The following is a 20,832-nucleotide window of genomic DNA, read 5'->3' on the forward strand; positions in this document are numbered from 1 at the left end:
CCGGATTTCCGGGCGCAGACGGCTTATTCCGCCGCTTCCCGGTGCACTTCCAGACCGGCCAGATATTTTTCGGCTTCAAGTGCGGCCATGCAGCCAAGCCCCGCGGCCGTTACCGCCTGACGGTAAATGTCGTCGGTGACATCGCCCGCTGCAAACACGCCCGGAACATCCGTGCGCGTCGAATCCGGCGCCGTCCACAGATAGCCGTTCGGCTTCTGCTTCAGCTTGCCAGCAAACAATTCGACCGAAGGCGCATGACCGATTGCCACGAAAATACCATCGACCGGGAAATCCGTGACCGCACCGGTGACGACGTTTCTGAGCTTCAGCCCGCTGGCCGATGGCGGCATCGGCGCCTTGCCCGGCGTGCCGGTGATTTCATCGACGACCGTGTCCCAGATCACCCGGATATTTTCCTTGGCCATCAGGCGCTCACGAAGAATGCGCTCCGAGCGGAATTCATTGCGGCGATGAATGACAGTGACGCTCTTTGCCAGATTGGAAAGATAAAGCGCTTCCTCGACTGCCGAATTGCCGCCGCCGATCACTGCGACATCCTTGCCGCGATAGAAGAAGCCGTCGCAGGTCGCGCATGCCGAAACACCGAAGCCCATATAGGTCTGTTCACTCGGAATGCCGAGCCACTTCGCCTGCGCGCCCGTCGCGATGATGAGCGCGTCGCAGGTATATTCGGTGCCGGAATCGCTCTTCAGGCGAAACGGCCGCACATCGATATTCACTTCGGTAATCAGATCGGTGATGATTTCCGTGCCGACATGCTCCGCCTGCTTGAGCATCTGCTCCATCAGCCAAGGCCCCTGAATGGGATCGCCGAAGCCCGGATAGTTTTCGACATCGGTGGTGATCATCAACTGACCGCCCTGCTGCATGCCGGAGATAAGCACCGGATTCAGCATGGCGCGCGCGGCATAGATTGCCGCCGTGTAGCCCGCTGGACCGGAGCCGATGATAAGAACTGGCGCGTGCTTGGCTGTCATGACTGGCCTTCAAGAAAATGTCGGACGCGAAATAGGAAGAGAACAAGGCTAATTTAGGTGCTGCCATGCACCTCGTGCAAGGCTGCGCGGCGCCTGGCCGCATGCTTTCAGGGCATATCCACCAGATTCGCATAGCTTGAGGCGATTCAAGCCCTCTTCGGGGCTTTCAACGAGGCCAAACTAGTTTAATTTCACAAGCGCGACAGATTCTTGCGCCGAACTCCACTGAAAGTTTTCAATGCCGCTTAAAGCCGACCTCGACTCGATAGATTGGAAAATCCTTCGCGAATTGCAAGACGATGGCCGGATGACCAATGTGGAGCTGTCCCGGCGCGTCGGCATTTCAGCGCCGCCCTGCCTGCGACGCGTCAAGCGGCTGGAAGATTCCGGCATCATCCGCAGCTACCGTGCCTTACTCAACGCTCCAGCCCTCGGCATGGATGTCGTTGCCTTTTGTCTGGTCGGCCTGAACCATCAATCGGACGCAGAACTGAAAGCCTTCGCAGACCGCACCCGCGGCTGGCCCATCGTGCGCCAGGCATGGATGGTATCGGGCGAATCCGATTTCATGCTTCATTGCGTCACCAGCGACCTGACCACTTTCCAGACCTTCGTCATCGAGGAACTTACCTCGACGACCAATGTCGATACGGTTCGCACCGCCCTCACCATCCGTCAGGTGAAAGACGAGGGTGCCGTGGCGATGAACGAAAAGACGTAAGGTTTGTCGATGCCGCAATCGCAGAAAAAGCGCTTGGTGGTCGTCGGAAACGGCCCGCTGTCACGCGACTTCTCAAGCGAAGTCGACAGCGCCGATTTCGTCATACGGTTCAACGAGCCGAAAGCCTCCATCGGGATGAGTGGCGTGAGAACCGACCGGCTCATCATGGCCAATTCCGGAAAGCCCATGCAGCGGCGCCTGGAAGACCCCAAGCTCATCACCTCGCCGATCTTTCAGGCCGCGAAAGAACTGATGTTCGCCTATCACCCGGAGATCATCGCGCGCTATTTCCGCCGTCCTAACATCCTGTCGCGCCTGAAAGGCAGACGCACCGACTGGACGCTGCCTGCAATCGAGAAGTTCGGTGGTGCGGGCAAGGAAATCCGTATCATGCCGCCGCAATTCTATATGGAAGGCTGCCGCATACTCGGCGTACCGGCGGACAAGATGCATGAGGTATTCCCCAGCACAGGATTTTTCGGCATATGGCATGCTCTCGAGCATCATTCTGCCCAAGAGTGGCGTTTAGAAGTGTGCGGCTTTACATGGCAGGGATGGCAACGTCATGCCTGGGCCGACGAGCGGCGCTGGATCGGCGAAAAGGTCGAACAGGGCCGAATAGTCCTCATCGATGAGGGCGTTTAACTTGTGGACGCCAGTCTAAGGGGTCAGGGCCGGTTAATATGGTCGAATGGTGGGAGGCCATTTGTTTGGATACACGAAGCGGAGGCGCAGGAAATGTCTGCATTTTCAAGTCTTCGCGACAAAGTAGCCGAGCAAATGGACCGCACCATTCGAGCAGATTGACAGGTTCTGACCCCAAGTAGCCCCACATCGACAAAAGGAATGATTGATGAGTGAAGCACTGAGAATCTTTATCGGATGGGACTCCCGCGAGCCCATCGCCTATGAGGTCGCCAAGGCAACCGCTTTGGCAAACTCCTCGATCCCGCTCGACATCCAGCCGATCAAGCTGGACGATCTGGTCGAACAGGGCCTTTATTCGCGTGACATCGATCCGCTGGCCTCGACAGAATTCACCTATTCGCGTTTTTTCACGCCGAAGCTCGCCGGCTTCAAGGGCTGGGCGCTTTTCTGCGATTGCGATTTCCTGTTTTTCGGCGATCTGGCCGAGCTTCGCAATTATCAGGACGCTTCCAAGGCAGTTCTGTGCGCCAAGCATGATTACCAGCCCAAGGATGGCGTGAAGATGGATGGCAAGGTGCAGACCAGCTATCCGCGCAAGAACTGGTCGTCCTTCATGTTCTTCAATTGCGACCACCCTTCCACGCAAAAGCTCACCCCCGAAGTCGTCAACAGCCAGAGCGGCGCCTATCTGCACCGCATGCAGTGGGCGGCAGACGACGAAATCGGCGATCTGCCGATCGAGTGGAACTGGCTGGAAGGCTGGAACGAAAAGCCCGCAAATGGTGGCCTGCCAAAGGCCGTGCACTACACGCGCGGCGGTCCCTGGTTCAAGGATTGGCAGGACGTCGACTATGGCGACAAATGGCGCGCCGAGGCGCTGAAAATCGACCCAACTTTCAAGCCGTTCTGATTGTTCAAAAACACGGAAATGCGCGGTCAACAGCCGCGCATTTTTCGTTTTAAGAGTGCTTTTTCGACATCATGCGCAATGACAGCCGGTAAATCGACCGCTTGATCTCGCGCGAAATCACTTCGCCCAGCGGCTTCGATTTCTTCTGAACGACCGTGCCGCCCAGCAGATGCCCGATCTGGCGAATGCACACAGGCGCGACTGCCAGAATGCGCGCTTTGATCAGCCAGCGCATCTGGATCGTCGTATCGACGGGACGGTCGAAAATCTCCGTCGCTTTCAGCAAAGCCGCCGCTGCATCCCGCCCCACAAGCTGCATCTGCATGCCCAGCCCGACGAGCGACGGCTGGACTAGCGAAACCCCGCCCTCACCCGCGACCTGCTCACCCTTGTCCGTATGGCTGCGATAGGGGAAGCGGATGTAATCGCCGGGCCGGATGTTTTTCAGCGCCACGACCAGCGCATTTGGAAACAAGACCTCATCCGGCGCGACATCGTCTTCGACGATCAATCCGGCATCCAGACCGTGATCCAATATCTCTCGCCACGCCCTGCGATGCGATAAGAAGCAACCGACCTCAGCCTTGCCAAGTTCGAACGGATAGCGCGGACGGTGCAGATTCTTCCTGTAGACGGCGGCAATTTCAACGTCGTTCAGTTTCAGCCCATCCACCGCATCGATGATGTTCACCGGCAGCGGCAGCGAAGCCTGCAACGCCTCGACCTGAGGCCTGCGCTTTTCCGCCCGGCCAAGATGAATGATGAATGCCTCGGCCTTCATGGCTTGCCAGCCCATACCGCATCATAGACGCGGCGAACGCTATCGGCCTCTTTCTGCAGCGGGAAATGCTCGCGCACATGCGCCAGCGCGTTCAAGCCTTGAGTTTCCGCCAGTGCCGGATCGGCCAGATAGGGCCGAATCGCCTCGCGCAGAGCGGCGCCATCGCCTGCCGGAACCACCGCGCCGGTGCGCCCCGGCTCGATCATTTCGGCATAGGCCCCCGCATCACTCGCAACAACCGCCGTCTGCGAAGCCATCGCCTCAAGCGGCGTCAGGCCGAAACCCTCATTGCGCGACGGCGCGACGTAGAGCGAGATACGCCGATACCAGACCTTGATGTCGGGCACTTCGCCCAGAAAAAGAATGCGCTCGGAAAGACCCGCAGCCGCAATCCGCGCTTTCAGGTCGCGCGCAAAACCTTCGTGCTCCGCCGTCACGCGCCCGGTAATCACGCATGTCCATTCGGGATGATCTGGCAACAGCGCAATCATCGCATCGACGAGGAGATCCGTGCCCTTCTGATGCCGCACGCGCCCGAAGCAGCCAATTGCATAGCGCCCCGGCAGCTTTGCCGCAGCAAAAGCGTCATCGGCGTCACGCGGCGGGTGAAACAGATCGAGATCGACCCCATGCATCACCACCTTATGCGGCACTTCGAGAAAGCTGCCCGATTTCGTACTGGTCGCAATCACCGCTTCCATGCGCCGGATCAGCCATTTCGTGAACGGCCTGTGGTGCCTCTGCGCAGCGGAGGTGAAAATCAGATGCATCGGCGCCCGAAACACATGCCGCAGGATCAGCCCCGCGACCATTTCGGTATTGCGTCGCGCATGCCAGATGCGTTTGCGGCCCGAATCCGGTCGCTTCAATAGCGAAAAGACCTGCCACCATTTCATGCGCGGCAGGCTGTCGGGCAGCCCCGGCCCAAGCGTCGCAATGCCAAGCGTACGCGCCTGAACGGGTACGAGCTGCATGATCGTGCTCGTCACCCCCGAAAGCCGCTTCTTGAGATTGGGTGCAACGACTTCGACGCGGCTCATATCGACGCCGCGCCTGTCGATGGCGGACGACCGCGTATTTTCAACGGTGTCCGCCACTTTGCTTCTCAGATGAACTGGACCTGGACGATCTCGTAGCCGCGCGCGCCGCCCGGCGCGTTGACTTCGATTGCGTCGCCCACTTCCTTGCCGATCAGCGCGCGCGCGATCGGCGATGAGATGGAAATGCGCCCGGCCTTCACGTCTGCTTCCTGGTCGCCAACGATCTGGTAGGTCTTTGTTTCCTCGGTGTCTTCATCGACCAGTTTCACGGTCGCGCCGAACTTCACCTTTTCGCCGGAGAGCTTGGCCACATCGATCACTTCGGCGCGAGCGATATAGTCCTCGAGCTCGTTGACGCGGCCTTCATTCAGGCTCTGCGATTCCTTCGCAGCATGATATTCCGCATTCTCGGAAAGGTCGCCATGCGAGCGTGCTTCCGAGATGGCTTCGATGATGCGCGGACGCTCTTGCTGCTGGCGCCAGCGCAGCTCTTCCTTGAGAGCTTCAAACCCGCCTGCGGTCATCGGAACCTTGTTCATTATATCGGACCTTTCATTCCAACCCCTCGCTGCCTTCCGGATTGCCGGAACACCCCTGCGAGACACAAAAAGAAAACGGCCCGCCAGCTTGGCTGTCGGAACCGTCAGACCTCAGTTGCGTCTAATATAGCAACGATCTCGGCTTTTTCACATCAAAAAAGCATATGGATTCCATCAGCCGCAGACATTACCCAGCGTGATCCACCGCCCGTTCACAGGCTTGTGAGGAAATGTCATCACGCTATTTCTTGCTGCGAAGGGGTGATGGCCTATGTCGGATTGTGAACCAAAAACCTTTCAGGAGCTCGGATGACCTTCAAAACGGCCAGAACAACCCTTCTTTCTCTCTCTTTGGCGATTCTCACGCCGGTCGCGGTCCATGCACAGCCCAAAACCTTTGAGACGGATACGGTAAACGTTCAGGCCCAGATTCTGGCTGACGGGTTGGAGCATCCCTGGGGCATGGACTTCCTGCCCGATGGCGACGTGATCGTCACCGAGCGCCCCGGCCGCATCCGCATTCTCTCAGGCGATGCGCTTTCCGATCCGGTCGAAGGCGTTCCCGATGTTGCCGCCACCGGTCAGGGCGGCCTGCTTGACATTGTGATCGCGCCCGATTTTGAAAGCTCCAGCCTCATCTTCTTCAGCTTCTCCGAGGCGGGCGATGGCGGCGCCGGAACCGCAGTCGCCAGCGCTAAACTGGTACGCGATGGCGCATCTGCACGCTTGGAGGACGTGAACACCATTTTCTCCATGTCGAAGAAAACCGGCGCCGGCCAGCATTTCGGCTCCCGCCTCGTCTTCAACACGGATGGCACCCTGTTCATCACGACGGGTGATCGCGGCGACGGCAAGCGCGCGCAGGACATGAACGATCATGCCGGCGCAGTTCTGCGCATCAATCAGGATGGCACCATCCCCGCCGACAACCCCTCGCCGGATGGCTCCGCCCACCTCCCCGAAATCTGGACCAAGGGCCACCGCAACCCGCAAGGTGCGGTGCTCGATCCGGTCACCGGCACGCTCGTAACAGCCGAACACGGCGCGAAGGGCGGCGACGAGATCAATGTCGTCGAGGTCGGCAAGAATTACGGCTGGCCGATCATCTCCTATGGCGTGAACTATAACGGTACGGCAATTGGCGAAGGCACGGAAAAAGAAGGGCTGGAGCAACCCGCCTTCTATTGGGATCCCTCGATCGCCCCATCCGGCCTCATTAGCTATCAGGGTGAAATGTTCCCCGAATGGAAAGGCGATTTGTTCGTCGGCGCACTCAAATTCTCGCTGCTCTCGCGCCTGGAACGCGACGATGCGGGCAAGATCACCGGCGAAGAGCGCATGTTCGAAGGAGAATTCGGCCGCATCCGCGACGTCAATCTCGCACCCGACGGTGCGATCTGGCTGCTGACCGATGAAAGCAACGGCGCAATCGTCCGCCTCTCCCGCGCGGACTAATGTAACCTTAGGGGGCGGTTCCTCTTTTGGTGGAATCGCGAGGCACCCCCCTCTGCCCTGCCGGGCATCTCCCCCTCAAGGGGGGAGATTCGCCGACACCGCTCTCCAACTTCATATTGCAACGCCAGTAATTGGTGCCGCGCTTTCATGACAGAGTAATCTCCCCCCTTGAGGGGGCATTGTTTACATCTGACTGTTTTTGAATTCTTCTGCTGCCTGTCATGTGATTTGGTGGGAGAAGAAGGATGGACTGTCCAAATTGCCAGAGCCAGGATTTGCGCAAGACCGGTCGCAAGGACGGGGCGCAACGCTATTGCTGCCGGTCGTGCGGACGCTACTGTACGGATAGGCCTCGCCGGTTCAGCCCGCAAACCAAAGCGCAGGCTGTGGACATGTATCTCAACAATGTCGGCATCCGCAAAATCGCGCGCTTTGTCGGCGCCTCGCCGGCCGGCGTGTTGCGCTGGATACGCAAGGAGCATGAGGCCGTTCAGGCGCGGCTGGCCAAGTCTGGCCCAGCCTGTGTGGCTGAGGCCGACATTATCGAGATGGACGAGATCTATACTTTCGTTCAAAAAAACAGCAGCGGGCGGTGATCTGGACCGCCTTCAGCCGCCGTCAGAACCGGGTCGTTGCCTATCATATCGGCGACAAGGGCGTGACGAGCGCCATGACCATCTACCGGCTCGTCAAACAGGCCGTGGGCACGATCGAGGCGATCTATACCGATGCCAACTCCAGCTATCATCTGGCCTTCGAGCGCATGGGGATCGGCGAGCCTCATACCCAGACCAAGGCGCAGACACATCTGATCGAGGCATCCAACTCATCGATCCGCGACAACCTCGCCCGCTTCAACCGTCGATCAAAGCGCTTTTCAAAAACCCATCAGATGCTCGACATAACCCTCGCTCTGTTCTTCAACAGGCATCTAATTACGAGTCCAATGTAAACACTGCCCCTTGAGGGGGAGATGCCCGGCAGGGCAGAGGGGGGTGCCTTGTGATGCCGTCATGAAGCGGCTCTGGAAAACCGCCATTTGCAGGCCGCTCTCACCTCAATCTCTAGCCCTTCGTATAAGCCTCGATCTGCGACGCCAGCACCGCGAACTCCTTGCAGCCTTCACCACAGCGCTTGCCGATTTCCGACAATTGCTCGCGTGCCGAAGCGACGTCGCCGAGCAGCAGATGCGCTTCGCCGAGATATTCGCGCGCCAGCGTGTAATCGGGGTTCGCTTCCAGCGCACGGCGATAATAGGTCAGCCCTTCCTCGATGCGGCCCGCCTTGCGGTTCGCATAGCCGAGATAATTCAAAATGCGCGGATCATCCTGGTTCTTCGCCAGCTTGAGAACGGCGATCGCCTCTTCATAACTGCCGATGGCCGCCAGATCGCGCCCGCCCTCATAAATGCTTTCGTCGTCGATCATGCCGCGCTGCGGCGGCACGCATTTCTTGGCCTCTTTGTCCCATATCTCGCCGTTCTTGCACTGTGTCGCGGTATCGCCGCTACCGGCATCGTCTTCACCGGCGGCCATTGCCGAGAGCGGCAGCAGCAGCGCGAAGCCTGCGGCCAAAAGCTGAATGCGCATATCGTTCTCCTCCAGAAGCCCCGTGCAAGTCTGGTCTCGCAAACACTTCTGCGCAAATCATTTTTCTGTTCCTGCCCTGTCGAATGCGTCTCGCTGGCCCTGTAAATCCGGCGCAACGGTGCTATCAGGCCGCTTTCGACATGAAGAGCGGACAATGACGCGTTCACAGGCCAATCTCTTGCTGCTCATGGCAGGCGCCATCTGGGGCATGGGCTTTGTCGCGCAATCGACCGCCATGCAGTCCATCGGCCCGCTTTTCTTCACCGGGCTGCGCTTTCTGGCCGCGACGATTGTCGTGCTGCCTTTTGCCCTGCGCGAAAGCAAACGCGCTGAAAAACCGCTTACCCGGTCCAACTGGCTGGCATTTTTGTGGATCGGCCTGATGCTGTTTGGCGCAATCGCCTTCCAGCAGATCGGCCTTCTCTATACCAGCGTCACGAATTCCGGCTTTCTGACCGGGCTTTATGTGGTGATGGTGCCGCTGCTCGCCGTGCTTCTCTTTAGAAACTGGCCGCATATCGTTGTCTGGCCCGCCGCGATCACCGCTTTCGTAGGCATCTGGTTTCTGTCCGGCGGCGAGATCGACAGTTTGAACAGAGGCGATTGGCTGACGATCATCGCAGCAGCCTTCTGCGCCATGCAGCTTATCTTCATCAGCCGCAGCGCCAGCAATACAGGTCGTCCGCTGACGCTTGCGGTAACGCAATTTGCCGTCTGCTCCGCCCTTGGCCTCGCACTCGCGCTGGTTTTCGAGCCGATTTCCTTGGACGCCATCGTCAATGCCGGCTTCCAGATTCTCTATGCCGGCATCTTCTCCGGTGGCGTCGCCTTCACACTGCAAGTCATCGGGCAGCGCTACACGACCGCCCCGCAGGCAGCGATTTTCCTGTCGTCGGAAGCGCTCTTCGCCGCCCTGTTCGCCGCACTTTTCCTCGGCGAAAGACTGCCGCCAACCGGCTTTCTCGGCTGCGCGTTCATCTTTGCCGCCATATTGCTGGTGGAGTTGCTTCCGCCGCTTCTGGCGCGGCGGCGTTCACTCAACCCTTGAAGATGAAGGCCGCCCCGCCCGCAATCATCGCGAAGCCGATCGCGTGGTTCCAGGTGAAGCTTTCTTTCAGATAGAGCACCGAGAACACGGCGAAGACCAGAAGCGTAATGACTTCCTGTATCGTCTTGAGCTCGGCTGCCGAATAGGCCTGAATACCGATGCGGTTTGCCGGAACCGCCAGCCAGTATTCAAAGAACGCGATAAACCAACTGAACAGCACGGCGGCATAAAGCGGCGACGTTCTGAACTTCAAATGCCCGTACCAGGCGAACGTCATGAACACGTTCGAGGCGACGAGCATCAGTATCGGGAGGATTTTGGGGGACAAAAGCGCTGCCATGACCGGACCGTTGCTGGAGTGGATGCGCCATTGCTGCCGAACGGTGGCGCTTGTCAATCGCGATCATATAGGGTGACCTCGCGGCCAAATCTTGTATCATCACCCCGAACGGACGGAGGATGATCGTGCAGCAACGCCGCGAACCCGAATGGGACCTGACCATTGGCCCCGACACCGTGCGCCTTTTCATCCTCAAGGCGAAAAGCATCAGTGCCGCCGTCAATGACGATTACGTCGATGGCAATGAGCATGAAATCGAATATGACGGCGACCGCGGCGACAATCACCATCATGACGGTCTGGCCGAAGAGGAAGAAGAGGACCTGACCACCGAGGAATTGCGCCAGCTCATCGGCGATCTGAACGTCGATGAGGCAGCCGAACTCGTCGCGCTGGCCTGGATCGGACGCGGCGATTACGACGCATCCGAATGGAATGAAGCCCTGGCCGAGGCACGCAATCGCGGCAACAAGCGCACCGCGAAATACCTGCTCGGCATGCCCATGCTCAGCGATTGGCTGGAAAGCGGACTGGAAGCGATCGGCGCTTAAATCTCAGGCGTCCGGCGAGCCCTTTGAAACAAGCCGGTAACGCTTTGTGATCTGCTCCTGGCAACCGTAGGCTGTCACAGCCGTTTATGCTGCAATGATCCGCGCTGCACGCTCTTTGACGATTTGGGTTCCATTGCTGCTTGCGGCTTCATCGCTGGCATCTTTCGCGCAAACAAATCCCCTTCCCCAATCCGCGCCAGTCCCGACCGAAAATCCCGCACCCGACCTTCCAGCCGGCGAAGACACGCAGTCGAAAACGCCGCCAGAAGAAGCTCCCGTTCCAGCGGAAAAACCCGCCGACATGCAGGCAAAACCGGCAACCGAGGATACGCAGGCTGAAACACCGCCGTTAAAAGCGCCCGTCCCGGAAGAAAAACCTGCGGACAAGCAGGCCGAACCGGAGTTGAAAAAGCCACCCTTGATCGTGGAGCCCGCGCTTCCCCAAAAACCGCCTCTGCCGGAAAAATCGCCCGAAGACGACAAAAAGGCCGAAACGAAGCCGGAAGACGAAGGCCCGAAACCTTTGTCCGCAGACGATATGGCCTGCCGCAAGCGCCTGACCGAACTCGGCGTCGAATTCGAAGAGCGCCCGCGCCTGTCCGACCCCGCCGGTTGCTCTGTGCCGCATCCCGTTGCCATCAAATCGCTTGGCAAAACCATTTCACTGGAGCCGGAAGCGGTCGTGAATTGCGCTATGGCGGAAGCTTCCGCCCGGTTTGCGCAGGATGTCATCTCTCCCGCCGCCAAGGCGGATTACGGCGAAGAGCTGAAATCCATCTCGCAGGCATCGGGCTATGTCTGCCGTCCGCGAAACGGCACGACCAAGCTCTCCGAACATGCTTTCGGCAACGCGCTCGACATTGCACGCTTCACGCTGACCAAAGGCACCGAGATCGACGTCGAACCGGCACCCGACGACAAGGCGCAAAAATTCCTGATGAAGCTCAGAAAGGCCGCCTGCGGCCCGTTCAAGACCGTACTCGGCCCCGGCAGCGATGCCGATCACTCGCTGCATTTCCATTTCGATCTGGCGCAGCGCCGCAATGGCGGAACCTTCTGCCAGTAAAACTCAACTGCGCCGCCCCTTCTCCCCTTATGGGAGAAGGTGGATTGGCGCGAAGCGCCAAGACGGATGAGGGGTGCTGGAAGAAACTCCAGCGTCTGCGATCTGTCCAACACCCCTCATCCGACTTCGCTTCGCTCAGCCACCTTCTCCCGCAAGGGGAGAAGGAAAGGCGTTTATCCCTCGACCGCCGGAAAAGGCATCCCGGACACTCGCCCATAGATTGCGTACCAATAATGTTACCGCACGAAGGTTTCATTACGTCATGCTGATATGTAAGAGGAACTAAGCACTCAGCCGCAACGATCCGGACCCTTGGAACATGCTCGTGCCCCTGAAGACGCCCGCCGGACCTCCGCCATTCTACCGCGCCGATGCCCTCGCAACGATGGACCGGTTTCCGGAAGGTCTTTCCTTGTCTGCCAAATGGCTTCTGGAGACCCATTTGGCTCTGCCTCGCGAGGTTCGCTTTGTCGCGGATCTGCAACGATGGCTTATCACCCAAGTTGTGATCGCCATGCATTATGAACATAAGCTCGACCCGGCATTTCCGCCGATTTCTCACAGCAATCTCGTTCGAAATCTGGCGACAACCGGCATTGCGAGCAGGAATACGATCTATGCGCTCCTGCTGGAAATGAAACGCTACCAGATCATCACTCCCCTCCAGAGTTCGGATAAAAGACAACAGGCGATGCAGGCGACGGAAAAGTCGGAAGGACTTATCCGTCACTATTTCGACATTCACTTGAAGTCCCTCGATGGTATCGACGATGGAAACCGCTATATTTTGTCCTGCGAAATCCCGAATTGTTGCATCACGCCCAACCGCGTTTCGCATGGCTTCTACTCGCCGACCCCAAATGGCATCAGCCGCCTGCCAATATTGGCAACTTCGTCCGCTCCGATTCAGGAAGCAGCATCCTGCACGACCTCATCTCCGGTATCATGATACCGCCTGCGGACATGACATCCCCGATCTGGATTGGAAAAGTGTCACCCAGCATGTTCGCCAAACGCTATGGCATTTCCAGAACCCATATAGCCCGCCTTTTCCGGCAGGCGCGGGAGGCAGGGCTTCTCGGTTGGGCCAAAGACAGCAACAGGGGCGACTGCTGGGTATCTCCTGAACTCGTCCAGGCCTATCGCTTCTGGCAGGCTGCCAAGCTTGCCGCGGCTTCGCAGGCCTTTCATGACGCCTGCCTAAAGATAGGCATTACGGAAGTAATACCGGCGATCAACCAGATCCAAACGTTCCGACATAGGTCAATTTCAGCGTTACAACCGGTCGCGATTTGATAACTTCGCCAATCATCTATATATAAAAATAATTATATTTCATATAATTTCATTTATTCATAATTTTAAATCATAAAATAAAGTCTATACTTATGTTTATTATTTAAGTTCGTTTATTTTGAATTTCCACGCAATTCCATTCGTTAAATAAAATAAAACAACTGCAAAATAAAAATTCTTGCACTCAACCGTTCATCTGGCGTTCACTGTTGTTTCCCTAATGAAAGTATTGCTCGGTCCGCTTGGGGGCAGGGTTAAACGGGAGACGAGATTTTGATTAAGTATAGCTCTTTTTTGATTGCAGCCGGAATGATGGCCTTCAGTGGTGGGGTGGCCAGTGCTCAAACTGCAGGTGATTGGGTACTCGGAAATTACAAAGGCGCAGGCTACTGGTTTCCGGGCATTGCCGAAAAGATTCAGGGCGACAAGATCACGATCCGCTACGACGACGGCGATCGGGAAACTGTCAGCATAGACAAGGTTCGCCCCTATGACTGGATGATCGGCATGAAGGTCCAGTGCAACTACAAGAACGCTGGCGAGTGGTATCCGGGCACGATCGCTTCGCTGGCGGGCGAGAAGATCGGCATCAACTACGATGATGGCGACAAGGAAACGACCAAAACCGGTCGTTGCCGGACGAACTAAAAAGCCGGCCCATCCCACTGACAAACTCACTGACAAACCCGTCGAATTTTCGGCGGGTTTGTTTTTTCGGATGGTTATTTCAGTTGTTCGAAAAGACGGCCTCTCAGGCAATGCGCAGTCTCCCGGCAGATCCGCCTTCGAAATCGGGATCGCCTTAACAATTGCACTGACCTTTTCTTTACCCTTGGCACCTACCCTGCCCTCATCTGGGACAGGAGCCATTTATGGCAAAGGACATTCGCCGGCAGACTTCTGCCCGTGCAATCCTTGGCGGAGCAGCAGCGATCGGGCTGGCGGCACTGGCTGCCGCCTGCACGACGAGCGGCGTTCTCACACTGACGCCGGAGGTCGATGTCGGCATGCAGACTGCTGCGGTCATGCCGCGTGCGGAGGTTTCCACCCCGGCACCTGAACCACGCGCGACCGGCATGCAGACGCTGGTTCCGTCGAACCCCTACATGGTTTCCTATCCGCGAATGGACAATCCGGCTGCGCCATCCAATGTGATGCCCGCCGACGAAATTGACTGCCGCAAGGAACTCAAAAAGCTGCGCGTCCAGTACCAGGACATGGAACGCATCAATGATGGCGGAAGCTGCGGCATCGATTTCCCGGTCAAGGTCAGCGCCATCGGCAATATCGAAATGAAGCCTGCCGCGACGCTGAGCTGCTCCATGGCCGCGTCCTTCGCAAGCTGGACCCGCAACGAGCTGCAATCCTCTGCGCGCTGGCGTTATGTTTCCGGCGTCAAGACGATCCATCAGGGATCGAGCTATTCCTGCCGCCGCATTCGCGGCACGGCGGTCGCTTCGGAACACTCCAAGGGCAACGCCCTCGACGTCATGAAGATCGAGCTGAACAACGGCAAGTCCATCGACGTGCGCAAGCCCGGCTGGTTTTCCTTCCGCCAGCGCGGCTTCCTGAATACGGTGCGCGCCGACGGCTGTTCCTACTTCACCACGGTTCTCGGCCCCGGCTACAATGCCGATCACGCAGATCACTTCCACTTCGACATAAAGCAGCGCCGAAACGGCTACCGCGCCTGCCGGTAGCCACTTTATTAACGGCATTCTCGGCTTGTTAATAATTGTGGCGATGCCCTATTCCCGATCATATCGTCGCAATGCTATGAACGGCGATCATGCTCTATGTAGAAATCGCCATCGTCGTCGCCCTGATACTGGTCAACGGCCTGCTTGCAATGTCGGAACTTGCGGTCGTCTCGTCGCGGCCCGCGCGCCTCAAGGGCATGGTCGACCGGGGCGTGAAGGGGGCGGCAAGCGCGCTCAAGCTTGGTGAAAACCCCGGAAAATTCCTGTCCTCCGTTCAGATCGGCATCACGCTTGTCGGTGTCCTCTCTGGCGCATTCTCCGGCGCAACGCTCGGCCTTCGCCTGACGCAGTGGCTGTCCGAAATGGGCGTGCGCAACGGCATTGCGGATGCGCTCGGTGTCGGCATCGTCGTCGCCATAATCACATACGGCTCGCTCATCATCGGCGAGTTGGTGCCCAAGCAGATCGCGCTGCGCAACCCTGAAGCTGTCGCCTCGAAGGTCGCACCGGCCATGAGCCTCATCGCCGTCATCGGCGCGCCGCTCGTCTGGCTGCTCGACATTTCCGGCCGCACCGTGCTCTGGCTGCTCGGCCAGCGCGGTGAAAGCGACGAAAAAGTCACCGACGAAGAAATCAAGATGCTGGTCGCCGAAGCCGAGCATCACGGCACTATCGAATCCGACGAGCGCAAGATGATCGCAGGCGTCATGCGCCTTGGCGACCGCGCCGTTCGCGGTGTGATGACCCCGCGCACGGAGATCGACTGGATCAATCTGCAGGCCGATGAATCGGTCGTGCGAAAAATGCTTATGGAAACCACCCATTCGCGCCTTCCGGCAAGCGAGGGCAGCGTCGACGCCATGATCGGCGTTATCCAGACCCGCGAAGTACTCGCAGCAGCATTGGCCGGCAAGAAGTTCGACACACGCGCCCATGTGCGCCCCGCCCCGATCGTTCACGATCAGGCGGACGCGCTGGATGTTCTGACCACGCTGAAAGGCTCCGATGTGCCGATGGCGCTTGTCCATGACGAGTACGGACATTTCGAGGGCATCGTCACGCCTGCCGACATTCTGGAAGCGATCACCGGCGTATTCAAAGCGGATGCCGACCAAGACGACCCGATGTCCGTGCAGCGCGAAGACGGCTCTTGGCTGCTCGCAGGCTATATGCAGGCTGACGAAATGGCAGACCTACTCGGCCTGAACCTGCCCGAAAGCCGCGACTACGAAACGGTTGCTGGCTACATTCTCTCGCTGCTGCATCACCTGCCCGCAACCGGCGAAATCGTCGATGCGCAGGGCTGGCGTTTCGAGGTCGTCGATCTGGACGGCCGCCGCATTGACAAGGTCATCGCCTCGCGCCTGTCAGGCGCCCGCCGCGAGATCGTCTCGTAAACGCTCGGTCCAAATTCAGGTCAGGCCGCGCCGAAAATGGCGGGTTGCGAGAACCGGCGCGCAGCGTACATTTGGGTACGTGAGCACCGGAAGCGCAGAAAGCCGCCATCCGCAGGCCGGCCTCACCTGAATTTCATTTAGGCTGCTTGTGCCTGTGCCTCGTCGGCAGCCCGTGCCGTCTTCAGCACCTTGCCCCACCAGACGACATCGTCCAGCAGCGCCTTGCCTGCCTGGTTGAGATGGTCGAACTCGCCGAGGTTCTTGCCCTCATTGGCAGCCACCATGTCGGCCCATGCGATGTGGACGCCGGCCTTGACGGGAGCCATCTGCAGCTCGACCGCGATCAAGCGCAAATGCTCGACCGCACGCGCACCGCCAACACCGCCGTAACCCACGAAACCGGCTGGCTTGCGCACCCATTCGCGACCCGCATAATCCAGCGCGTTCTTCAAAACGCCGGTCGGCGCGTGATTGTATTCCGCAGCCGTGAAAATGTAACCGTCGAACTCGCCAAGCTTGGCCTGCCATTTGCGGGCGATCTCGTTTTCCGATTCAGCCCAAAGCGGCGAACGTGCTTCTGCAAAAAGCGGCAGCGGGTAATCGGCAAGATCGACGATCTCGACTTCGACATCGCCGCGTGCCTTGGCAAGGTCGGCAATCCAGCTTGCCGGTTTGTCCGCAAAGCGTCCTGCGCGTATCGATCCGACGACGACCGCGATCCTGGGTTTAGACATTTGAATTTCTCCGTGAAAGATTCATGGTATAAAATGGATACTGGCGCTATATAGGATACCTATCAAAGACCGCGCAAGGAGGCACCTTTTTGAAACCTACATACGTCCACAACACCGAGGATTGCCGCGCCGTCAGTGAGATTCTCCAGCGCGTCGGCGACAAATGGACCGTCCTCGTCGTCAGCAAGCTTGGCCAGGGCACCATGCGTTTCAACGAGTTGCGCAATGCGATCGGTGGAATTTCACAAAAAATGCTGACCACGACGCTGCGCGGTCTGGAGCGGGACGGGTTCGTTACCCGCACGGTGTTCCCGACGATCCCGCCGCGTGTCGATTATGCACTCACGCCGCTTGGCGAAGAGCTGCTCGTGCCGGTTCACGCACTTGGCGAATGGGCAAAAATAAACACCGCACGCGTCAACGCCGCACGCGCGGAGTTCGACGCCTGCTGCCCGGAGCGCGCGAAAGCTTAATTGACCGAGAATACTTTGACTTGCGCAACATGCTCGAAACCGGCTTTCAAATAGAGGGGCTCGCCTTCTACCGTCGAGACCAGCAACGCGGTTTTTATGTCCCGTAAGCTCGCATGAGCGACGATCGCCGCCAGCAATCTGCTCGCTAACCCCTGTCGTTTGTAACAATCGAGCGTTCCGACACGATCTACAACGATAAAGCCCTTCCCGGCCGTTCCGTACCGCGCCGTTGCGACATACGCATCGTCCTTTTTAAAAGCGAAAAGAAACGCTTCTTCGCTTGGATCGAATGACGGAAAAACACCGGAGCGATTGAATATATCGATTTCGTCGTTGGATTTCAGCCAGGTTAAGTCCATGTCGCCGTCCGATCTGTAGAGACCGGCAATATCCGCCTTCATCATATATTCGTTGGCCAGATGCAAAAACTTGCTCTCGTCGAACAGGTCCGGCTGTTTGCCGAAAAAAGTTACCCACTCTCCAGATCGCAACGAACTTTCATCCAAAACGCCACCCTCGAGTATGAAATGCTCGGCGGACCTCATCATCCCATCTTCATACTCGGAGAAAAATCCATAATCCTTGCCGGTTGTTCGCCGGCACTTGCCAGCACGGGCCGCGCAGTACCCCTGAAGGAAGCTTTTTAAAAGGTCTCGTGAAACCGGCATGCATCCGAGATTGATCAGCGCCTAAAGCGATGTCAAACGAAAACAGCGGGCCTGAACCCGCTGCTTCTCATCAAATACCGATGATCTATTTTGCGTCTTTGATCGTCTCGCAGAACGAGTCGCGCGGAGAAGTCACATTTGCGCACTCTTCCTTGATCTTGGCCTGATCTTCAGCGGCCATCTTGCCGTACATGCCCATGACTTCTTCCTTCGAACGAAGCGTTTTCATGCTTTCGTCCGTGTAGAATGGCGACATCACGGTCGGGTTATCCATTATGCCGCCCATTGAGCTGTTGGTGCCCTGAGCACTGCTACCTGGATCGTTGCTCTCTGCCTGAGCAAATGCAGCGCCGGTGCTGATTGCGAAAGCCATTGCGGCAACCGAAAGCAATTTCATTTTCATGATAAATCCTCCTTCAAATCTGCCGAGTATTTCGAAATCGGCAATCACAGGAAGAACGAGGATGCTCGTCTAAAAGTTCCAGCCATCACAGCAAGTTATTCCGTAATGCAAAACAACGGCAGTATCGGCTTTCTTCTTTCTAGCCTTCGGATGGCACGGGTTTGGGCTTTCCGTCCTTGTCCAGCGCGACCATCACGAAATCGGCATCTGTCACCTTTTCCATGAGGTCCGACAGATAACGCTGCGCCCACGCTTCGACCTTCAGCGTCATCGATGTGCGCCCCACGCGATTGACATGCGTATAGATGCACAGCGTGTCGCCAATCTTCATTGGCTTGGCGAAGGACATCTCCTTCACCGCCGCCGTCACCACGCGACCCTTGGCGCGTTCGGCAGCGCGGATGCCGCAGGCAAGATCCATCTGCGCCATCACCCAGCCACCGAAAATATCGCCCGCCGCATTGGCGTCCGAAGGCATGGCCAGCGTGCGCAACGTCAATTCGCCGTTCGGACTGCCTTCCGCGTATTGAACCATGATCGCTTCCTCGTTTCTCGCTCGACAATCGCCCGCCCTCGCGCCCTTCGCAAGCGCGGCACCTGCAATCCACAGATTGTCCGTCGCTTTTTTCACAAGCCATGCCGGATGACAGGATGCGCAAATCGAACGCCCGGCGATACGCTTGAATCGAAATCTGAACTCCTTCGTCAGGCGCTTTCCATTACACATGCAAACCTATGATTTCATTATTGTCGGCTCGGGCTCAGCCGGATCGGTAGTGGCCGAGCGCCTCTCCGCCAGCGGACGCTATACCGTGCTGGTTCTGGAAGCTGGCGGCACCGACCGCCGCTTTTATGTCCAGATGCCGCTCGGCTATGGCAAGACCTTCTTCGACCCGAAAGTGAATTGGAACTACCGAACGGAGCCCGACCCCGGCTTTGCCGGAAATGCCGATCATTGGCCACGCGGCAAGCTGCTTGGGGGCTCAAGCTCCATCAACGCGATGGTCTGGATAAGAGGCCAGCGCGAGGACTATGACGCATGGGCGGCAGCCGGAAATCCCGGCTGGAGCTATGACGACATTCTCCCCCTCTTCAAGTCGCTGGAAGACAATGAGGCTGGCGCCGATGAATGTCGCGGCAAGGGCGGGCCGATCCACATCACCGACAACCGCCAGCGCTGCCATCCGCTTACCGATCGTTTCCTGAAGGCTGGACAGCAGGCAGGCCTCGCGCTCAATCAGAATTTCAACGGCGCGACGCAGGAAGGTGTGGGCATCTATCAGCTCACCACGAAAAACGGCAGGCGCATGTCGGCCGCGCGCGCATTCCTTCGCCCGGCCATGAAGCGCACGAATGTCCGCGTCGAAACCAATGCTCTGGCAACGAAAATCCTCTTCGAAGGCACACGCGCCATCGGCATCGAATATGTTCAGAACGGCAGGACCATAAAGGCGCGCGCGGGCCGCGAATTAATCCTCTCCTGCGGATCGATCAACACGCCGCAATTGCTGCAACTGTCGGGCGTCGGCCCATCGGCGCTCCTGTCCGGCCTCGGCATATCCGTGCACCACGCAAACGAAAATGTCGGCGACCATCTCCAAGACCATCAGGGCATCAACTACACATGGCGCGGCAGGCAGCGCACGCTGAACCAGATCCTGCGCCCATGGTGGGGCAAGGCGCTCGTCGGCGCACAATATCTGCTGATGCGCAGCGGTCCCCTGTCCATGAGCATGAACCAGGGCGGCGGCTTCTTCCGCACCGATCCGGCGCAAAAGCGGCCCAACATGCAACTCTATTTTCAAGCCTTTTCGACCGTCCTGCCAAGAGTCGGCGAACGCCCTATTCTGACGCCCGACCCATGGCCGGGCTTTTCCATAGGCCTGTCAAACTGCCGCCCATCGAGCCGCGGCTCGATCATGATCCGCTCGGCAAACCCGCATGAATATCCAATCATCCGCCCCAACGCCTTTTCAACGGACAATGATGTCTCGGAGATGCTCGACGCGGTGAAATTCCTGCGTAGGATAGCGTCCATGCCGGCAATCGCTGAAATCATCGAGGAGGAAGTACTGCCCGGCGCGGCCTGCATCGGCGACGAAGCGCTGATCGACGATTTCCGCCGCCGCAGCGGCACGGTCTATCACCCCGTCTCGACCTGCCGCATGGGGCCTGATCCGCAAAATTCCGTGGTCGATCCGCGCCTGCGCGTCCACGGCATACAAAACCTTCGTATCATCGACGCCTCGATCTTCCCCGACAACATCACCGGCAACACCAACGCCGCCGCAATCCTCACCGGCGCAAAGGGCGCTGCCATGGTGCTGGAGGATAGCGTTGGATAGCGCTTTGCCGCCCCTCATCCGCCTGCCGGCACCTTCTCCCCGTTTGCGGGGAGACGGAAGTTGTTTGCAACGTTTCCGCTTGTCCCTTCTCCCCATTCTCTACGGGGAGAAGGTGCCGGCAGGCGGATGA

Annotated in this window: 26 protein-coding genes; 16 read left to right on the forward strand and 10 right to left on the reverse strand. The window is 58.2% G+C overall.

Going from position 1 to position 20,832, the window contains the following annotated elements; all coding sequences use genetic code 11:
• Positions 1-23 precede the first annotated feature (23 nt).
• Positions 24-998 (reverse strand): thioredoxin-disulfide reductase, encoded by a 975-nt coding sequence (trxB, locus tag ABFT80_RS22065; protein ID WP_347974119.1) that lies wholly within the window; start codon positions 996-998, stop codon positions 24-26.
• Positions 999-1,236: 238 nt separating this feature from the next.
• On the opposite strand from trxB, the gene ABFT80_RS22070 reads away from it, so the two are divergent.
• The 3 genes from ABFT80_RS22070 (at position 1,237) to ABFT80_RS22080 (ending at position 3,277) form a co-directional block, all read left to right on the forward strand.
• A complete protein-coding gene (locus ABFT80_RS22070) occupies positions 1,237-1,719 on the forward strand; it encodes an Lrp/AsnC family transcriptional regulator (RefSeq protein ID WP_347974120.1) in 483 nt (160 codons plus the stop codon).
• A 9-nt stretch (positions 1,720-1,728) separates the two neighbouring features.
• On the forward strand, positions 1,729-2,364 hold the full coding sequence (locus ABFT80_RS22075) for a hypothetical protein (protein WP_347974121.1): 636 nt from the start codon (positions 1,729-1,731) through the stop codon (positions 2,362-2,364).
• A 208-nt stretch (positions 2,365-2,572) separates the two neighbouring features.
• Entirely contained in the window at positions 2,573-3,277 is a 705-nt protein-coding gene (locus ABFT80_RS22080) for a glycosyltransferase (protein ID WP_347974122.1), read from the forward strand.
• A 49-nt stretch (positions 3,278-3,326) separates the two neighbouring features.
• Here the strand turns inward: ABFT80_RS22080 and ABFT80_RS22085 are convergent, their stop codons facing one another.
• From ABFT80_RS22085 to greA, 3 genes are all read right to left on the reverse strand, one after another.
• Positions 3,327-4,058 carry a glycosyltransferase family 25 protein gene (locus ABFT80_RS22085; RefSeq protein WP_347974123.1) on the reverse strand — a complete coding sequence of 244 codons (732 nt, stop codon included), beginning with the start codon at positions 4,056-4,058 and terminating at the stop codon, positions 3,327-3,329.
• Positions 4,055-5,098, reverse strand: a complete 1,044-nt coding sequence (locus tag ABFT80_RS22090) for a glycosyltransferase family 4 protein (protein ID WP_347974270.1) — start codon at positions 5,096-5,098, stop codon at positions 4,055-4,057. Before ABFT80_RS22090 ends, ABFT80_RS22085 begins: the two co-directional genes overlap by 4 nt.
• 65 nt (positions 5,099-5,163) lie before the next feature.
• Positions 5,164-5,637, reverse strand: coding sequence for a transcription elongation factor GreA (gene greA, locus ABFT80_RS22095; RefSeq protein WP_347974124.1), 474 nt, complete (start codon positions 5,635-5,637; stop codon positions 5,164-5,166).
• A gap of 309 nt (positions 5,638-5,946) precedes the next feature.
• Here greA and ABFT80_RS22100 point away from each other — a divergent pair, with 309 nt between their 5' ends.
• From ABFT80_RS22100 to ABFT80_RS22110, 3 genes are all read left to right on the forward strand, one after another.
• A complete protein-coding gene (locus ABFT80_RS22100; RefSeq protein ID WP_347974125.1) occupies positions 5,947-7,092 on the forward strand; it encodes a PQQ-dependent sugar dehydrogenase in 1,146 nt (381 codons plus the stop codon).
• A gap of 245 nt (positions 7,093-7,337) precedes the next feature.
• Complete coding sequence (locus tag ABFT80_RS22105) at positions 7,338-7,688, forward strand: IS1/IS1595 family N-terminal zinc-binding domain-containing protein (protein WP_347971029.1); 351 nt, start codon at positions 7,338-7,340, stop codon at positions 7,686-7,688.
• Positions 7,685-8,044 carry an IS1 family transposase gene (locus tag ABFT80_RS22110; RefSeq protein ID WP_347973226.1) on the forward strand — a complete coding sequence of 120 codons (360 nt, stop codon included), beginning with the start codon at positions 7,685-7,687 and terminating at the stop codon, positions 8,042-8,044. The genes ABFT80_RS22105 and ABFT80_RS22110 overlap by 4 nt, the downstream gene beginning before the upstream one ends.
• Before the next feature lie 112 nt (positions 8,045-8,156).
• On the opposite strand, the gene ABFT80_RS22115 is transcribed toward ABFT80_RS22110, so the two are convergent.
• Positions 8,157-8,681 (reverse strand): tetratricopeptide repeat protein, encoded by a 525-nt coding sequence (locus ABFT80_RS22115; RefSeq protein WP_347974126.1) that lies wholly within the window; start codon positions 8,679-8,681, stop codon positions 8,157-8,159.
• A 154-nt stretch (positions 8,682-8,835) separates the two neighbouring features.
• On the opposite strand from ABFT80_RS22115, the gene ABFT80_RS22120 reads away from it, so the two are divergent.
• Positions 8,836-9,729 (forward strand): DMT family transporter, encoded by an 894-nt coding sequence (locus ABFT80_RS22120; protein ID WP_347974127.1) that lies wholly within the window; start codon positions 8,836-8,838, stop codon positions 9,727-9,729.
• Here the strand turns inward: ABFT80_RS22120 and ABFT80_RS22125 are convergent.
• On the reverse strand, positions 9,719-10,069 hold the full coding sequence (locus tag ABFT80_RS22125) for a DMT family protein (RefSeq protein WP_347974271.1): 351 nt from the start codon (positions 10,067-10,069) through the stop codon (positions 9,719-9,721). The genes ABFT80_RS22120 and ABFT80_RS22125 overlap by 11 nt on opposite strands.
• 125 nt (positions 10,070-10,194) lie before the next feature.
• On the opposite strand from ABFT80_RS22125, the gene ABFT80_RS22130 reads away from it, so the two are divergent.
• The 7 genes from ABFT80_RS22130 (at position 10,195) to ABFT80_RS22160 (ending at position 16,079) form a co-directional block, all read left to right on the forward strand.
• Entirely contained in the window at positions 10,195-10,620 is a 426-nt protein-coding gene (locus tag ABFT80_RS22130) for a DUF3775 domain-containing protein (protein ID WP_347974128.1), read from the forward strand.
• A gap of 115 nt (positions 10,621-10,735) precedes the next feature.
• Positions 10,736-11,686, forward strand: coding sequence for an extensin-like domain-containing protein (locus ABFT80_RS22135; RefSeq protein WP_347974129.1), 951 nt, complete (start codon positions 10,736-10,738; stop codon positions 11,684-11,686).
• 325 nt (positions 11,687-12,011) lie between these two features.
• Positions 12,012-12,635, forward strand: a complete 624-nt coding sequence (locus ABFT80_RS22140; RefSeq protein ID WP_347974130.1) for a hypothetical protein — start codon at positions 12,012-12,014, stop codon at positions 12,633-12,635.
• Positions 12,636-12,688: 53 nt separating this feature from the next.
• Positions 12,689-12,982: a hypothetical protein gene (locus ABFT80_RS22145; RefSeq protein WP_347974131.1), complete on the forward strand. Its 294-nt coding sequence runs from the start codon at positions 12,689-12,691 to the stop codon at positions 12,980-12,982.
• Positions 12,983-13,291: 309 nt separating this feature from the next.
• Positions 13,292-13,630, forward strand: coding sequence for a tudor domain-containing protein (locus ABFT80_RS22150; protein ID WP_347974132.1), 339 nt, complete (start codon positions 13,292-13,294; stop codon positions 13,628-13,630).
• A 224-nt stretch (positions 13,631-13,854) separates the two neighbouring features.
• Entirely contained in the window at positions 13,855-14,682 is an 828-nt protein-coding gene (locus ABFT80_RS22155) for an extensin-like domain-containing protein (RefSeq protein ID WP_347974133.1), read from the forward strand.
• Between the two features lie 89 nt (positions 14,683-14,771).
• Entirely contained in the window at positions 14,772-16,079 is a 1,308-nt protein-coding gene (locus tag ABFT80_RS22160; RefSeq protein WP_347974134.1) for a hemolysin family protein, read from the forward strand.
• A gap of 137 nt (positions 16,080-16,216) precedes the next feature.
• Here ABFT80_RS22160 and ABFT80_RS22165 read toward each other — a convergent pair whose 3' ends face one another.
• A complete protein-coding gene (locus ABFT80_RS22165; protein WP_347974135.1) occupies positions 16,217-16,813 on the reverse strand; it encodes an NADPH-dependent FMN reductase in 597 nt (198 codons plus the stop codon).
• A gap of 89 nt (positions 16,814-16,902) precedes the next feature.
• Here ABFT80_RS22165 and ABFT80_RS22170 point away from each other — a divergent pair, with 89 nt between their 5' ends.
• Entirely contained in the window at positions 16,903-17,286 is a 384-nt protein-coding gene (locus ABFT80_RS22170; protein WP_347974136.1) for a winged helix-turn-helix transcriptional regulator, read from the forward strand.
• On the opposite strand, the gene ABFT80_RS22175 is transcribed toward ABFT80_RS22170, so the two are convergent.
• The 3 genes from ABFT80_RS22175 to ABFT80_RS22185 all read right to left on the reverse strand — a co-directional run bounded on the left by ABFT80_RS22175 (position 17,283) and on the right by ABFT80_RS22185 (position 18,892).
• On the reverse strand, positions 17,283-17,954 hold the full coding sequence (locus ABFT80_RS22175) for a GNAT family N-acetyltransferase (RefSeq protein ID WP_347974137.1): 672 nt from the start codon (positions 17,952-17,954) through the stop codon (positions 17,283-17,285). The genes ABFT80_RS22170 and ABFT80_RS22175 overlap by 4 nt on opposite strands.
• 85 nt (positions 17,955-18,039) lie before the next feature.
• Positions 18,040-18,357: a hypothetical protein gene (locus ABFT80_RS22180; protein WP_347974138.1), complete on the reverse strand. Its 318-nt coding sequence runs from the start codon at positions 18,355-18,357 to the stop codon at positions 18,040-18,042.
• Positions 18,358-18,496: 139 nt separating this feature from the next.
• The gene (locus ABFT80_RS22185; RefSeq protein WP_347974272.1) at positions 18,497-18,892 is read right to left on the reverse strand and encodes an acyl-CoA thioesterase; all 396 of its coding nucleotides are present in this window, start codon (positions 18,890-18,892) and stop codon (positions 18,497-18,499) included.
• Positions 18,893-19,082: 190 nt separating this feature from the next.
• On the opposite strand from ABFT80_RS22185, the gene ABFT80_RS22190 reads away from it, so the two are divergent.
• Positions 19,083-20,702 carry a GMC family oxidoreductase gene (locus ABFT80_RS22190; protein WP_347974273.1) on the forward strand — a complete coding sequence of 540 codons (1,620 nt, stop codon included), beginning with the start codon at positions 19,083-19,085 and terminating at the stop codon, positions 20,700-20,702.
• Positions 20,703-20,832 lie beyond the last annotated feature (130 nt).

The sequence above is a fragment of the Foliimonas ilicis genome (genome assembly GCF_039939195.1).
Taxonomy (GTDB): Bacteria; Pseudomonadota; Alphaproteobacteria; order Rhizobiales; family Rhizobiaceae; genus Foliimonas; species Foliimonas ilicis.